We start from the raw sequence: 13,952 nt of genomic DNA, 5'->3' as shown, positions 1-13,952 counted from the left end.
AACATGTCCCGCTTCGGGTGACAAATGACATCTGGACCTCACATTTGTACGCCTTCGATGAATACCGTCGTATGCTTCGCCAGGTCCACTTCCTTCACCTCAAGCTCATCCGACACGTTCTTGACCACCCGTACGATGGGACGCCCCGGCAACCCGCGATGCTGGCCGACCACGACACCCGTCTCTTTCGTCGACAGCCGTACCGACGTACCGGTCGGGTAGACGGACACTGTGCGCAGGAAGTGGACGACCGCTTCATGGTCCAGCTTCTTCCCGGCGAACGCCATCATCCGCTCGCAGGCGTCATGCGGCAGCATACGACGCCCTTCCGTTAAATCGAACAGCAGGTTGTCGTAGGTATTGGCCACCGCCACAATCTTGGCGTACAGATGAATTTCATCTCCGCTCAGCCGGCGCGGCATCCCTTCGCCGTCGATCGTCTCATGATGCTGAAAGGCCACATGCGCGATCAACAAGCTCAGCTCCCGCTTATGCTTCAACACTTCGAAGCCCCGCCACGAGTGGTGCTTGCGCGGATCGGCCGCTTCATCCTCGGTGATAAGCTCCAGCTTACCGACGTCGTGCAGCAGCGCCCCGATGGCCATCTCTCGCAGTTGAACGGTGGACAACCCCATATTGATGCCGATGAGCACGGACATCATACATACATTAACGGCATGTATATACATGTCATTGTCTTTCGTCCGAATATCCGAGAGCTGCACAAGCACCTCTTTATTCGCCATGATTTCTTCGAGCAAAGGATCGACGCTTTGGTACAAATATTTGGTGTTGAAATCTTTGCCGGAACGAATCGAATCGAACGTTTCGCCCATCCGCTGCATGACGGCCCGTTTCGTTTCCTCCGAAATGATCTCCGGAATTTCGATGTCTTCAAACTGCTTGTCTTTCACATAGACCATCGTGACGCCGATTCTCTTCAGCGTGGTGATCATGTATACGGTCAACTGTACGCTTTCGGAAAGCAGCACAGCCCCGTTCGCCGAGAAGATCGTCTTCCCCAAATATTGACCTGACTCCACATTATCTATATGCACATATCTCATAATGCCGCTCCTTCCAAGCGATAGCCCTCGTGCCGCAGCAGGTACGTCTTGATGTCCAGTCCTCCGCCATAACCGACCATGGAACCGGATGCGCCGATAACGCGATGACACGGCACAATAATCGGCACCGGATTGCGGTTGTTCGCGCCGCCAACCGCCCGGACGGCTTTGGGCGCTCCGATCCGTTCGGCGATGTCCTTATACGCGCAAACCTGCGCATACGGGATCGATTGCAGCGCCTGCCACACCTGGCGCTGGAACGGAGTCCCGCGCAAATCCAGCGGAATCGTGAAGCGCTGCAGCTTTCCTGAAAAATAGGCGTCCAGCTGAGCTGCCACTTCCTTTAACAATGACGGATTTCGTTCCCAACGCGTCGTTCCGAACCAGCGGGACGACCACGCCTCCAGCTTCGACCGGTTCGGCTCGAACGCCCCGAACTCGATCTGGCATAAAGCGCCGCTCCAGCCCAAGGTGAGCCGGCCGATCGGAGATTCGATTTCTTCATATCCGATGGTTGTCATCATACGCTGCTTCACCTGCTCCTTCCGCCCTCTCACGGGCCAGCGCCTTGCCGATCTCCCGGAGAACGGCCTCATCCTGCTCATGCCGCGACGCTTCCTCCAGCGCCTCCTGTGCCGCAGGACCGCCGATGCGCCCTAGCGACCATGCGGCCGAGCCGCGAATCTCCGGCCGCTCGTCCCGCTGCAGCAGCTGAGCCAGCTCCGGTACGCTGCTTGCATCGCGGAAATTGCCAAGCGCCAGCACGGCGTTGCGTTGAATCGGCTTCTTTCCCCGCCAAGAAGCCGCACTGCTGCCGAAGCGTTCCTTGAACTCGCGGTTGGACAAAAACAACAGCGATTTCAGCAGCGGTTTGACCTGCTCCGGATCCGGGGTCATCTCCGGATGATGGTCGGCATGGATACCTTTATTTTTCGGGCATACGATCTGGCACGTATCGCAGCCGTATAAGCGATTGCCGATTTTTCGTTTCATCTCATCGTCTTCAATCAGACCTTTCGTCTGTGTGACGAAGGAGATGCAGCGCTGCGCGTTCAGCTGTCCCGGTCCGACGAGCGCTCCCGTGGGACATGCGTCGATGCAGATCGTGCAGTCGCCGCAGGATTCAGTCACCGGTACGTCCGGCGGGAACGGGATATTGGTGACGAGCTCGCCCAAATACACCCAGGAGCCCCAGTCCGGCGTGATGACCGAGCAATTTTTACCGACCCAACCGATGCCCGCCCGTTCAGCGACCGCCCGGTCGACCAACGCCCCGGTATCGACCATACTGACCGTCCGGGCACCCGGCACACGTTCCTTCAGCCACGCCTCGATGCGCTCAAGGCGGCTGCGCAGCACATGGTGATAATCAAGCCCCCATGCCGAGCGGGATAACATGCCCCGATAGGCGCCCGGCTCTGAGCGCGGAGGCGACTTCAGCTTCGAAGGGTAGGCAACCGCAATCGAAACGATCGAGCGCGGCGCTTCGAGCGATAACGCCGGATTGACGCGCTTGTCCAAGTCGGGTTCCTCGAAGCCGGACTCGTACCCCTTCTGCCGATGCTGCACCAATATCGTCTTTAATTCCTCGAACGGTTCTGCGCTCGCGAACCCGATCCGATCCACGCCGAGCCGCGAAGCCTCGTTCCGCAGCTCTTCTTTCAGAAGCGCCCAATTGATAACGTCCGTCCGGGTCGTTTCCGTTCCCATTACAAATTCCTCCATTGCCGAATCGGCCAAACGATCCATTCCGCCCGCCCTTCGACAAGCGATAACGGAACGGCGCCGAAGCTGCGGCTATCGTTGCTGGCATAACGGCGGCGGTTGTCGCCCATCACGAACACGTAACCATCCGCAACAGTCAGCGGTTCAAACCGGCCGTCCTGGATGGAGGTCTCGGTATAAGGCTCATCCGCCTCCTTGCCGTTCACATACAGTTTACCGCGCCGAATATGCACTTCATCTCCCGCAACGGCCACCACCCGCTTGACGAGATACGTTGGCCCTTCCTCCGCATCGGCCGGTTCCCGCAGCACGACGATGTCCCCTCGCTGGAGCGAACCCGCATAGCGAAGCGTTTTATTAATGAACAGCCATTCCCCTTCTTCGAGCGTAGGCTGCATCGAATTGCCTCTGACAGCGGAGACATGAAACAAATACTGGTGAACGAGCACAACGAGAATGAGGGCGACGGCCATCATTTTGAACCATTCCCACATTTCGCGCGGCCATCCTTGACCCGAATGAGTCTCCGCTGACTCGTCCGACATCAAAACGTCGACCTTCTTGGTTGGAAACAGCCGCATCCTACCCCTCCGATCTCCGTTCCAGCCATTTCTGGTAATACATGTTGACCAGATCGTCTTGAAAAGGCGGCTCGCCTCCCCGCACGCGTGCGAGTAAATCGTGAAGCCCCTGCTTCACCTTCGTATCGACGATAGCCGAATAATGATACATTTGTTTATGACGCTCGTATTCCTCTTGATCGACCACATGGATGTCGCCCGCGGGCAAACGAATTACGTCCAAGTCGTAATCGATGTACGTAATTACGCGTCCGTTCACGTAAGGAGGCGAGGCGATATTGCAATAATAGCGTATCCCCTGCTCTTCCATTAAAGCCACAATGTTAAACCATTCGCCCGGGACGAAGAACGAAACGCCCGGAATGCGGCTGACCCATTCTTTACCGTCGGCTTCGACTATTTTCGTCTGGCTGTTGATCAGCACGTACATCCCTTGCTCCCGGTGGCCATGATGCAGCAGCCGTTCGGGCACCCGCCAGTTTTCAAGCCACATCCGATGCAGATGCCCGTCATGTTTAAAACTTTTGATGATATAAGTAGGAAAAGTTTCCATGAGGTCCAACCCTTCTGCCTTCGGTATCGGCCGGCAGGCGCTTGGGGGCGGTCCAAGGCCATGCTCCGTCTCTTGCTACTAGCATAAACGTATGCAGGACGGCTTTCAAGAGTACAGCCCCGCGAGGCACAAAAAAAGCACAACCGCGAAGGCTGGCGCCTCGTGTCATGCTTGTTTACCATATAAAAAGAGAATTCTTTCTTAACCGTTCACGATACTTAACCGATGCGGGTTTCTGGAGAAGTCGTCCGAACCGTAACCGGCTTTCTCGTACACCGGCAGCACCACTTCATTATGTACGTCGACCGTAACCATAATGCGGTGCACCTTGCGCCCGACAAAACGCTGGCGGAGCGCCTCGATCAACGCTTGCCCGATGCCGCGGCGCTGATACTCTTGCCCGACGGCGATTCGGTAATAGTAGGCTTGCTGTTTATCAATCGTTCCGACAATAACGCCGACGATCTTCTGTTCTTCTTCGGCAACGAGGATGAGCTCGCTATCCCAGGACAATTGCCTGGCGAAAGCCGCCATCGTCTCATCGTAACAATCATCCGACATCACATTCCTGAATAATTCCGTGACAGCAACAGAATCCGAAAGTTGAAACGAACGAACCTGATACGAAGTAACAAGCATGCTGCACTCTCCCTACCATTCAAATGGTACCTTATAAATTACGACAAATAATGCAAAAATCCTTCTGAAAATTAAAAAAAACCTTCATTTTCTTAAGTTTTTTTACAAATACTCTTGAAAGCGCTTAATAGAAAGCGTTTTTAAGGAATTATGATCAATTGTGTCCAATTATTGTCATATACTGCAGCTTATTTTCTTCTTCCGTGTGCAATACCGCCGGGGATGATCACGCAAAAAATAGTCTCCTCTGCAGACGGGAGACTGATCTTATACACCGCATCCCGCGTTACAGGCTCTCGCCGGGGTTCGGCTGCGAATTGAATTTATAGCCGTACCCGCGGATATTTTGTATGAATACCGGGTCGGACGGGTTCGCTTCGATTTTTTTGCGCAGGCTGCTGATGTGTACAACCACGGTACGCGTATCGGAATAGCTCTCGGCCCCCCACACGTGACGATACAGGTCTTCAGCCTTAAACACACGGTCGGGGTGCTGGGCCAGGAACAACAAAATTTGCATTTCCTTGGTTGATATGCTCACCGGATTCCCGTTCAAGCGCACCGTATAATCGGACAAGTCGATCTCCAGCCCGCCGAACGAAAGCTTACGGAAATCGCCGCGAGCCGGTACGGCCACCCGATGAAAAATCGGCGCCCGCCGCAAGTTCGCTTCCACGCGGGCCACCATCACTTTCGGATCGAACGGCTTCGTAATATAATCGTCCGCCCCTAGTCCTAAGCCATGAATAATGTCCTCATTCTCCGTGTTGCAGCTAATAAACAAAATCGGCACATTGGATACCTTCCGGATATTCTCGCATATTTCCAAGCCGTTCATCCCCGGCAGCCCGATATCCAGCATGACCAAGTCCGGCGCCGTCATCTCGAATTGCTTCAGTCCTTCGATGCCGTCTCTTGCCGACTGCACCTCGTACCCGTGCGAACTCAAGTACAATTGAATCAGTCCGCTAATTTCCTTATCGTCCTCCACAAGCAAAATACGATGACCCGACACGTCAGCCCACCTCCATATGCAAAAATTCAACCGGCAGCGTAAAGCGGAATGTCGATCCCTCATTCAGCTTGCTGTCCGCTTCGACCTTACCGCCATGAATGTTTATGATTTCTTTGGCAATGGCAAGGCCCAGTCCTGATCCTTCGCCCGCCCTCCCGGTCTGTTCCCCCGAGCCTTTCACAAACCGGTCGAACACGTGGAGCAACACAGACGGCTCAATGCCGACGCCGCTGTCCACGATGGAGACGATCAATTCGCCCTTGGCCGGGTCGCCGGGGGTTGCCGCAAGCTCCCCTCGAATGCTGACCGAACCGCCCTCCGGTGTAAATTTCAATGCGTTATAAATCATGTTGCCGGTTACCTGTTGGATTCGAAACGGATCGATCGACACGATGGGCACGGATGGCGACTCTCCGCTCTCAGGCGGGACCAGTTCAAATCGCAGACCCCTGTTCTCCACATCCAGCCTGTATCTGCCGAAATATTCAAGGAACAGGTCCTCCACCGTCACATAAGTAAAATGAAACTTGGCCTTGCCCGCTTCCAGTTTCGACAAATCGAACAAATCCTGCACCAGCCGGCTGACAAGCACCACTTTATCGTAAATCATCTGTAAATAATGACGCTCATCCGTTCGGATAATCCCGTCCAGCATCGCTTTCAAATACCCCTGCACCGCAGTCATCGGCGTTCCCAGCTCATGGGAGATGTTCGCGAGCAGCCGCTGCCTCGACGATTCGGCCTGCTTCAAATGGCCGTTTGCTTCCTTCAGTTTTTCATAGCTTCTTTCGAGCTCCTGTGTCCGTACCTTGATTCGGTCTTCCAGCGTCGCATTTAGCGACAATAATTCGCCGGACACCTTTTCCACTTTATAATAAGCGTTTGAAAATTTTAACGCAACGATCAACGTCTGCACGAAAATGAACACGACGACGCCGTACGGCGCGAAGTCGATAGAATGGAGCACGGCGTTATAGTACAGGATGTCGTTCAAAACGGCCAAAAACATGACGATGGAAGCCAAACCGTTCAGCATTGCGCCCTCCCGCCGCCGATACGCCGCTCTGAAGAAAACAACCAGCAAATAAGTGAACACAAGCACGCTGTATACTTGAAACGACACCATCGTATACGTAAACACCCGCGCCGGAAACAAGAGCACGACCAGCGCAAACGCAAATCCTACTGCCACGATCCATTGTGTCAACCGGCGCAGCATATCCTGCGGGTACAGCAAGTTAACGAACAGGGCGAAGATCGGTATGCCGATATAGGGCGCCAAATACTCGGCCTTCACCGCCAGCTCCCACGGGATGTCCGGGAAAAGTCGAACGAGCAGGGTGTCCCCGAGCAGCATCGAACGTATAGCGAGCAGCACGCAGACCAGACTAATAAGCAAGCTGAGGTGATCGAGCTTCCGCAGAAGGAAAAGCGCCAAATGATACCCGCCCAAGGTCAGCAGCACGATCGAAATAACAAGCTGGGAAACAAGATTAAACTCACGTTTATAAGTGATGGCTTCCGGACTGCCGACATAAAGGCTGGTCCAAAGCCCCCCTTTACGCTGCACGAAATTCGACACTTGAATGATAATCTCGTTGCTGCCGCCCAGAGCCTGGAAGTAGATGACCCGGGCGTAATTTTTGGGTTTCATCGTCTCGCGCTGCGTGCCCACCTCGCCGCTCTGCGCCTTCAGCTCCCCGTTGATCCAAAGCTTGTACGCCGAGGCCGCCGCCGGTACATAGAGCGCCTTGACGGTATCGCGCTCCGCATCATTTAATTGGAGAAGAAGCCGGTAAGTCGCATAACCTTGTCTATCGGGAGCGGCTTGTCTCCCCCCTCGGCCGGAGCCTTCTCCCGTGCTGGTGCCCCATATATGAGGGAGCTTCACGGTTGCGGATGAGGGCGCAGCAGCTGAGGCCCGGTTCGCCGCCTGATCCGCAAAATCGCGGGGCTCCAGCAGCTGCCTCCAATAGAACGTCCACGGCCCGTCCAGCGTGTACACGTCCTGATCGTGAAAGGACCAGCTCGCGGCATCCGTGACGGCAGCATCTCTGGAAGCCTGTTCCGCTGCAAACGCCGGGACCGCGAATAGAAGCGATGTGAGGATAAACGAAAAGAGGAAAGCGATAGCTCGCATACGTTATAACGTCCTTCGCCGCATAATCTTGGCAAGTTTTTCCCCTTATTATAACCTTAATTTTTCGCATAGGTTGAAGTTGAACACTTAAAATTCAAAAAAACGCCGAAACGCAAGACAACTCGCGTTTCGGCGTTTTTTATAAAAATCCTTGATCCAGCCGGTCGAGCAAACGGCTCAACACCGTAATCGCCTGGGCGCGCGTGGCTTGGCTGCGCGGCCCGAACGTCCCGTCCGGGTTCCCCTCAAGCAGCCCGTTCCCTACTGCACGCTTTACGGCTTCCAGCGCCCAACGGCTGATATCCGCCCCGTCATTGAAGCGTGACGGCGTATCCCATGCCGTTGATTCCGGACCGGTAGCTGTACCGTTCGCGTAATCGTGAGCGCGGGCGTAGGCGTAGGCGTTCATCAGCATGACCGCCATCTGCTCCCGCGTGATCGACTGCTCCGGCGCAAATTCCGTATCGCTCACGCCGCTGACGAGGCCCGCAGCAAGCGCCTTGGATACGGCTTCGCGATACCATGCGTCTTGCGGCACGTCATGGAACGGAAAGTCGCCTGTACCGGTATGTATCCGGAGGCTCCGGGTCAGCAGCGCGGCAAATTGCGCACGCGTGAGGGTCGCCTCCGGCGCGAAGTCCGCCTCGGTCATCCCGTCGGCGATCTGTCTGGCCGCCATCCGTTCGATGGCTGTCTGCGCCCAGTGTCCTTGAATATCCGCAAAAGTCCGGTTCCACTCCATCACGGCGTACCGGGAGAAGTGCTGCAGTTGCACTTTCGCCGAGCCGTGCGCGGTCTCGCCGCCGACATATTCCCAGCGTCGGTCCGCCGGGTTGTAGTAGAATACGGCCGCTTTACTCGGATCGGCGATTTTGGCGGCATCGTATTTAAACTCCGCCGTGACCGGTTCCGCGAACGTCGTTATCGTCCGCTCTCCCGCGTACACCTGCAAATCGAACACCGCCGAAGCGAGCAATGCGTACGCCGGCTTGTCCGATGCCACCCCGGAGAAACCCGCGGATACTCGGACCGCTGCCGTCGCCGACGTGAGCGCTATGGCGCGGGCCGGTACGGTAAGCGTGGCCTGATCGGTTTCGATGACGATCGACGTCTCGGAAGCGGATGCTTTGCTCCACACTTCGCCGGGTACCTCGACCTCAACCCGGCTAACGGCTTGATCGCTTGTTGCATCGATCGTCACCCGTTTCTCTTTACCGGATTTCAGCTGTTCGAGCAGCTTGTCTTTATCGGGCTTCACGGTAAGCACGCTTTCCTTGACTGGAGCTACCCCAGGCTGGGTCGGCGGAATGAAGCCTCCGCCGCCAACCAGGCCGCCTCCGCCGGACGGCGTGATCGTATACGCGAACGACGCCGCTTCGCTCATCACCCCGCTTTTGACGGTCACGGCCGTTATCGTCGTGCTGGCCCCGACGGTAATCGGGCCGGTGTATTCCGTTGCGGGCGGCCAACTATTCGCCTCGCTCGTCGCGTAATAAATCGTCGCGCCCTGCACATCCGTACTCAGCTCGACCTTCTGCCCGCCGACATAGGCGCCTGCCGCCAGCGAAGCCTTAGGCGCTGCAGGCCGGCGCAGGAAGGTCACGGGCGCCGAGCCGATGAAATCGGACCCCGTCGCGGACAAACTGAGATCATAGTAATCGTCCGAAGCCTGGCCGCTGACATTCGTCCGCGCCTTGCCGTAGACCATGTCCAGCACCGTATTCCCCCCGCCGCCAAGGCGAGTGACGTGTTGGACTTGAAGCGTGACCTTCCCGGTAACATCGGTAAGCGGCTGCCCTCTATCGTCTAACGCCAGGACCGTCACCCCGTAATCGGTGAACCCGTTAACCGTTGAGCCCTTGACCGCTTCGACCTTTAGCCTCGGAAGCGTGAAAGCACGGCCGGCATGCAGAAGGCCGCCGCCGATATAGAACGCATCCAAGGGAAGTCCTTCATAGACAGGATGTGCGATCGGCACCTTGGCGCTGCTGTCCTTAATAATACGGAGCACGTCCCTTGGCGTAAGCTGCCGGTCTTGTGCGACGAGCAGCGCAGCTAAACCGGAGACGAACGGAGCCGAGAACGAGGTGCCGTCTCCTACGGCGTAATCGCCGTTCATCTTCGTGGAGTAAATGCCCGTTCCGGGAGCAACCGTAGCGAGGTTATCGACCACGTTCGAAAAGTCCGAGAGCACAAAGCTTCCGTCATTCAACCTCGTTACGGATCCGACAGCGATGACGCCGTCCATATTCGCCGGAAACGTCGTGCGGCTGAAAGCTCTGGGCGTCTTATTATCCAAATTCCCTTGCTCCTTAGGGAGCCAATGATTGCTCTCGTTACCGGCGGCAGCGACGACAACGACATTCCGGCTAAGCGCGAAATGGATCGCATCGCTAACCGCGCGGCTATACCCGTCCATGCCGAGACTTAAGTTGATGATATCCGCACCGGCGTTTACCGCCCAGTATATGCCTTCGGTCAGGGCGTCGCTCGGAATCACATAATCCTTGCCCTGCCATTGCCCGACTTGAACGGGCAATATTTTCGCACCGCCGGCGGAACCTGCGATTCCCAGGCCGTTGTCGACCAAGGCGGCGGCGATCCCGGCCACCATCGTACCGTGACCGTAGTTATCACGCGTATCGGCATTGTTATTGACCGCGTTATATCCGGGCAGTACGCTGCCCGCCAAATCGGGATGATTCGCGTCGACGCCTGAATCGATAACGGCAATCTTGATATCGTCCCGTAACGACTCCTCTACCCTGCGCCAGCCATAAGTCATGTCCGTCACCGTGTAGCCCCATTGATCCCCTTTCACCAGCAGCGGGTCGTTAGGCATCAAGCTCGTTATGGGCTGCACCGCGCCGTCAGAGACTCCTTGATCTATTCCCGCTCCCGGCGCCGGTACCGGCGGCTGCTCGGGCGTAGCTGCGCCTTCCTCTTGTTCAGCATCCTGCGTCGCCGCCCGATCCATCAAACGGAATAAATAAACCGGTTCCACATATTCCACTTCGGGGTTGCGGGATAATTCCGCGACCGCTTCAGGGACGCTCTGATCTTCGCCCACTTCGACTTCCACGTAAGGATTTGCGCGTAAAGCCGTCATCGACAATCTTGTTGCGGCGGGTAGCCGCTCCTTGTATTTAACGAGCACCTTTCCCGGCTGTATATGATGTAATGAATGCTCCATCGCCGTTCCGGCAGTCTGCTGGACAGATGGCGCCGCCGCCATCGCTTGCCCGTAGGCGCCCCCGGGCCCCAACCACCCTAGCGAGGACACCGCCAAGACCGCAGCCATGCCAGCGCTAAACCACGCCGTTCTGCGTGTTCCCATCTTCCACTTCCTCCTCCAAAAGCTTGACCTTTACGCAAAAGTTTCCATAATTCGAGTATAGAATCGGTCTAGTGGATTCGCAATGAAAGAAAATGGTATTTTACAAGTTTTATAGAAAATTTTAGAAAATACCGCCCCTGAAACAATCGGCACGCTCCCAACGTATGTAAGGGTACAGAGACTGACGGGAATGGAGCGATACCTAGTGAGCAACAACAATCAAGCAGTACCAGCAGTACCACCCGCCCGTGGCAAAAAAATGTTACGTCTCTTCGTAGCGACCGCCGCACTTACCGCAAGCGTCGGCTGCACGGATGTCAATCACCCGGCCGTCCCGGCCGGCAGCGGGGCCGTTGCATCCGTAAGCAATCCGGCGGGCGGAGCGGGGGCCGCTCTCCCGGACAACTATTGCGCGGACGATGACGATGACGGCCGGTGTGACGACGGGAACGGCTGGGTCGACTATGACAACGATAGCTCGATCTATTACGTCGGGTCGACGCCTTATTACCACCGCTCCGCTCAGGCGACAACCAAGCCGTCGATGATGACGCCGGGAGCTGCGCCCCAATCGGCGAACGCTTCGGCGGCAGCATCGGCTTCGAAGCCGGCGCCGTCCGGCAGTTCCTCCTCAGGAACAACTCAGCAGCCGGCGACAAGCAGCCGGACCGGAAGCTTTTCCGTCAAAGACAGTTCTCCTTCAAGTTCAGCTTCAAGCACGGGCTCCGCTTCAAACTCGAGTTCAAGCTCGAATACGAGTTCAAGTTCATATACGAGCTCCGGTTCAAGCTCAACCGGTCCGGCTCCCTCGGCATCCGGCGTTAGCTCGTCCTCTTCCTCTATTGCCGGCCCTGCGACCGGTTCAAGCAGCGGCATCTCATCCGGCAGCTCCGGTTCCCACGGCGGCATCGGCAGCTCGTCTTCGTCCAGCGGGGGCTAACGCCCGGACGGCGGCACTTCATCCGCCCCCGCCCTTCTTTCGGTTCCCTTATGCATAAAAAGGAACTCCTGCGGAAACGATAATTTCGGTAAACTTTGGATACGGAAGGAGGTACTAACATGACCCCGCTATCAAACCACACGGACACCGACGTTCGGCGAATTCATGAGTTGAACGATATGAATATGAATGCCTGGAGTTCGCAAGAGCTTCACTATCATCAACGGGTGATGAGCGATTTGTCCCCTTGGCTGAACGCGCAGGGCAGCGCGATGCTCAGTCAAATCATTCACGAAATCGAACGTCGCGGCCACGAGCATGACCGGCGCCCGTAATGTTTGTACAAACACTTAATATACATAAATGTTGATTTTATATAGTAAATAAGCGATAATAAATATTGGAAGTCTTATATTCTTAGGAGGTAGATTAGACAATGGCACATCAATTACCAGCACTGCCTTACGCGAACAACGCACTTGAACCGCACATCGATGAAATGACCATGATGATTCACCACGATCGTCACCACAATGCATACGTTACGAACCTGAACGCTGCGCTGGAAGGCCATCCCGATCTGCAATCCAAAAGCATTGAAGCCTTGATCGCCGATCTGAACAGCGTACCGGAAGCTATCCGTACGGCAGTCCGCAACAACGGCGGCGGCCACGCGAACCACTCCCTCTTCTGGGAGACGATCGGCCCGAACGGCGGCGGCGCTCCAAGCGGCAAGCTGGCTGACGCGATCAACAACGAACTCGGCGGCTTCGAAAAATTCAAAGAGGATTTCGCCAAAGCGGGCGCGACACGTTTCGGTTCCGGCTGGGCATTCCTCGCTGTAACTAAAGAAGGCAAATTGAAAGTGTACAGCTTGCCGAACCAAGACAGCCCGATTATGGAAGGCGAAACGCCGATCCTCGGTCTGGACGTATGGGAGCACGCGTACTACTTGAAATATCAAAACAAACGCCCTGATTACATCGCCGCTTTCTGGAACGTTGTAAACTGGGAAGAAGTCGGCAAACGTTACGAAGCTGCTGTGAAGTAACACCTGCCGCGATATGAAGAAAGACATGGATTTCGGTTTATCCGAGTCCATGTCTTTTTTATGTCAAATAATGAGATTTTCAACACCCGCCTTACCGGTATGGCGAAGATGCGCTGGTATAATAAGGATTTCCGCGCTATAATCTAGTCATATTAATCAATCATCCAGTTTTAGGAAAAGAGTGAGGTTCATGAGTAAACTGATCTCTCTCCTGCGTCATGTGCCCTTGTTTCAAGATTTATCGGCAGCCGAACTTGAGACGATCGCGCCTTTATTTGTCGAACGAAAGTACAAGAAGGGAACAATCTTGTTTTTTGAAGGGGACGCAGGCGAGGAATTCTTCTTAATCCAGAGCGGTGTTGTGAAAGTGTATCGGATCGATAACGCCAAGGAAATTATTCTATCCTTGTTTCGCGGGGGCGATTTCTTCGGCGAGATGTCGCTGATTCAAAAAGGTCTTCAGCGCTCCGCTACGGCGGAAACGATGGACAACTGCTCGATTTACACGCTTGTCCGTTCTGAATTTTACCACTTCATGGAAAGAACCCCCAAGCTTTGTTTGCGCCTGTTGGAAGTCACGATGGAGCGGTTGCGCAAGACCAACGAACAAATCTACGATCTAACCTTCCTCGACGTACGGTCCCGCATCATCAAAACGATCTTCCGATTGTCGGAGCAATACGGCCAGCCCAAAACGAACGGTACCTTCATCAACATGAAACTGACGCATCAGCAGCTGGCCAATATGGTCGGCACCGTACGCGAGTCCGTTACGAAAGTGCTGCAGGAGCTGCAGGAGGATCATATTATTACGATCGACAAAAAGTTCATCTTCGTCCGCGATGTGGAAGGTCTGAAAAAGATGATTCATTAAATAAAGACCGTCCGAGGCCGGGCGGTCTTT

Annotated in this window: 13 protein-coding genes; 4 read left to right on the top strand and 9 right to left on the bottom strand. The window is 55.4% G+C overall.

What is annotated here, in order from left to right; translation table 11 throughout:
* Positions 1-38: 38 nt before the first annotated feature.
* The 9 genes from ACZ439_RS15710 to ACZ439_RS15670 form a co-directional block, all read right to left on the bottom strand.
* The gene (locus ACZ439_RS15710; protein WP_054798402.1) at positions 39-1,067 is read right to left on the bottom strand and encodes an HD-GYP domain-containing protein; all 1,029 of its coding nucleotides are present in this window, start codon (positions 1,065-1,067) and stop codon (positions 39-41) included.
* Positions 1,064-1,591, bottom strand: coding sequence for a methylated-DNA--[protein]-cysteine S-methyltransferase (locus ACZ439_RS15705; protein ID WP_464619887.1), 528 nt, complete (start codon positions 1,589-1,591; stop codon positions 1,064-1,066). The genes ACZ439_RS15710 and ACZ439_RS15705 overlap by 4 nt, the downstream gene beginning before the upstream one ends.
* Positions 1,569-2,777 carry a tRNA epoxyqueuosine(34) reductase QueG gene (gene queG / locus ACZ439_RS15700; protein ID WP_464619886.1) on the bottom strand — a complete coding sequence of 403 codons (1,209 nt, stop codon included), beginning with the start codon at positions 2,775-2,777 and terminating at the stop codon, positions 1,569-1,571. The genes ACZ439_RS15705 and queG overlap by 23 nt, the downstream gene beginning before the upstream one ends.
* The gene (lepB, locus tag ACZ439_RS15695) at positions 2,777-3,373 is read right to left on the bottom strand and encodes a signal peptidase I (protein ID WP_054798403.1); all 597 of its coding nucleotides are present in this window, start codon (positions 3,371-3,373) and stop codon (positions 2,777-2,779) included. The genes queG and lepB overlap by 1 nt, the downstream gene beginning before the upstream one ends.
* 1 nt (position 3,374) lies before the next feature.
* Positions 3,375-3,926 (bottom strand): DUF402 domain-containing protein, encoded by a 552-nt coding sequence (locus ACZ439_RS15690; RefSeq protein ID WP_127609012.1) that lies wholly within the window; start codon positions 3,924-3,926, stop codon positions 3,375-3,377.
* 201 nt (positions 3,927-4,127) lie between these two features.
* Positions 4,128-4,565 carry a GNAT family N-acetyltransferase gene (locus ACZ439_RS15685; RefSeq protein ID WP_054798404.1) on the bottom strand — a complete coding sequence of 146 codons (438 nt, stop codon included), beginning with the start codon at positions 4,563-4,565 and terminating at the stop codon, positions 4,128-4,130.
* A gap of 286 nt (positions 4,566-4,851) precedes the next feature.
* Positions 4,852-5,580: a response regulator transcription factor gene (locus ACZ439_RS15680; protein ID WP_372814443.1), complete on the bottom strand. Its 729-nt coding sequence runs from the start codon at positions 5,578-5,580 to the stop codon at positions 4,852-4,854.
* 1 nt (position 5,581) lies between these two features.
* The gene (locus ACZ439_RS15675; RefSeq protein ID WP_464619885.1) at positions 5,582-7,720 is read right to left on the bottom strand and encodes a sensor histidine kinase; all 2,139 of its coding nucleotides are present in this window, start codon (positions 7,718-7,720) and stop codon (positions 5,582-5,584) included.
* A gap of 139 nt (positions 7,721-7,859) precedes the next feature.
* Positions 7,860-11,057, bottom strand: a complete 3,198-nt coding sequence (locus ACZ439_RS15670; protein ID WP_464619884.1) for a S8 family serine peptidase — start codon at positions 11,055-11,057, stop codon at positions 7,860-7,862.
* Between the two features lie 259 nt (positions 11,058-11,316).
* Here ACZ439_RS15670 and ACZ439_RS15665 point away from each other — a divergent pair, with 259 nt between their 5' ends.
* From ACZ439_RS15665 to ACZ439_RS15650, 4 genes are all read left to right on the top strand, one after another.
* Complete coding sequence (locus ACZ439_RS15665) at positions 11,317-11,997, top strand: hypothetical protein (RefSeq protein WP_464619883.1); 681 nt, start codon at positions 11,317-11,319, stop codon at positions 11,995-11,997.
* 119 nt (positions 11,998-12,116) lie between these two features.
* Positions 12,117-12,332, top strand: coding sequence for a hypothetical protein (locus ACZ439_RS15660; protein ID WP_054798411.1), 216 nt, complete (start codon positions 12,117-12,119; stop codon positions 12,330-12,332).
* A 101-nt stretch (positions 12,333-12,433) separates the two neighbouring features.
* Positions 12,434-13,048, top strand: coding sequence for a superoxide dismutase (locus ACZ439_RS15655; protein WP_054800190.1), 615 nt, complete (start codon positions 12,434-12,436; stop codon positions 13,046-13,048).
* A 190-nt stretch (positions 13,049-13,238) separates the two neighbouring features.
* Entirely contained in the window at positions 13,239-13,922 is a 684-nt protein-coding gene (locus ACZ439_RS15650) for a Crp/Fnr family transcriptional regulator (protein ID WP_155615718.1), read from the top strand.
* Positions 13,923-13,952 lie beyond the last annotated feature (30 nt).

The organism is Paenibacillus sp. JCM 9796, assembly GCF_055379675.1.
This window is presented reverse-complemented; position numbering and strand designations above follow the sequence as displayed.

Excerpts from the sequence above, each read along its gene's own strand:
- ACZ439_RS15710 (WP_054798402.1), bottom strand. The coding sequence starts at position 1,067 with ATGAGATATGTGCATATAGATAATGTGGAGTCAGGTCAATATTTGGGG.
- ACZ439_RS15705 (WP_464619887.1), bottom strand. The coding sequence starts at position 1,591 with ATGATGACAACCATCGGATATGAAGAAATCGAATCTCCGATCGGCCGG.
- queG (WP_464619886.1), bottom strand. The coding sequence starts at position 2,777 with ATGGGAACGGAAACGACCCGGACGGACGTTATCAATTGGGCGCTTCTG.
- lepB (WP_054798403.1), bottom strand. The coding sequence starts at position 3,373 with ATGCGGCTGTTTCCAACCAAGAAGGTCGACGTTTTGATGTCGGACGAG.
- ACZ439_RS15690 (WP_127609012.1), bottom strand. The coding sequence starts at position 3,926 with ATGGAAACTTTTCCTACTTATATCATCAAAAGTTTTAAACATGACGGG.
- ACZ439_RS15685 (WP_054798404.1), bottom strand. The coding sequence starts at position 4,565 with ATGCTTGTTACTTCGTATCAGGTTCGTTCGTTTCAACTTTCGGATTCT.
- ACZ439_RS15675 (WP_464619885.1), bottom strand. The coding sequence starts at position 7,720 with ATGCGAGCTATCGCTTTCCTCTTTTCGTTTATCCTCACATCGCTTCTA.
- ACZ439_RS15670 (WP_464619884.1), bottom strand. The coding sequence starts at position 11,057 with ATGGGAACACGCAGAACGGCGTGGTTTAGCGCTGGCATGGCTGCGGTC.
- ACZ439_RS15665 (WP_464619883.1), top strand. The coding sequence starts at position 11,317 with ATGTTACGTCTCTTCGTAGCGACCGCCGCACTTACCGCAAGCGTCGGC.
- ACZ439_RS15660 (WP_054798411.1), top strand. The coding sequence starts at position 12,117 with ATGACCCCGCTATCAAACCACACGGACACCGACGTTCGGCGAATTCAT.
- ACZ439_RS15655 (WP_054800190.1), top strand. The coding sequence starts at position 12,434 with ATGGCACATCAATTACCAGCACTGCCTTACGCGAACAACGCACTTGAA.
- ACZ439_RS15650 (WP_155615718.1), top strand. The coding sequence starts at position 13,239 with ATGAGTAAACTGATCTCTCTCCTGCGTCATGTGCCCTTGTTTCAAGAT.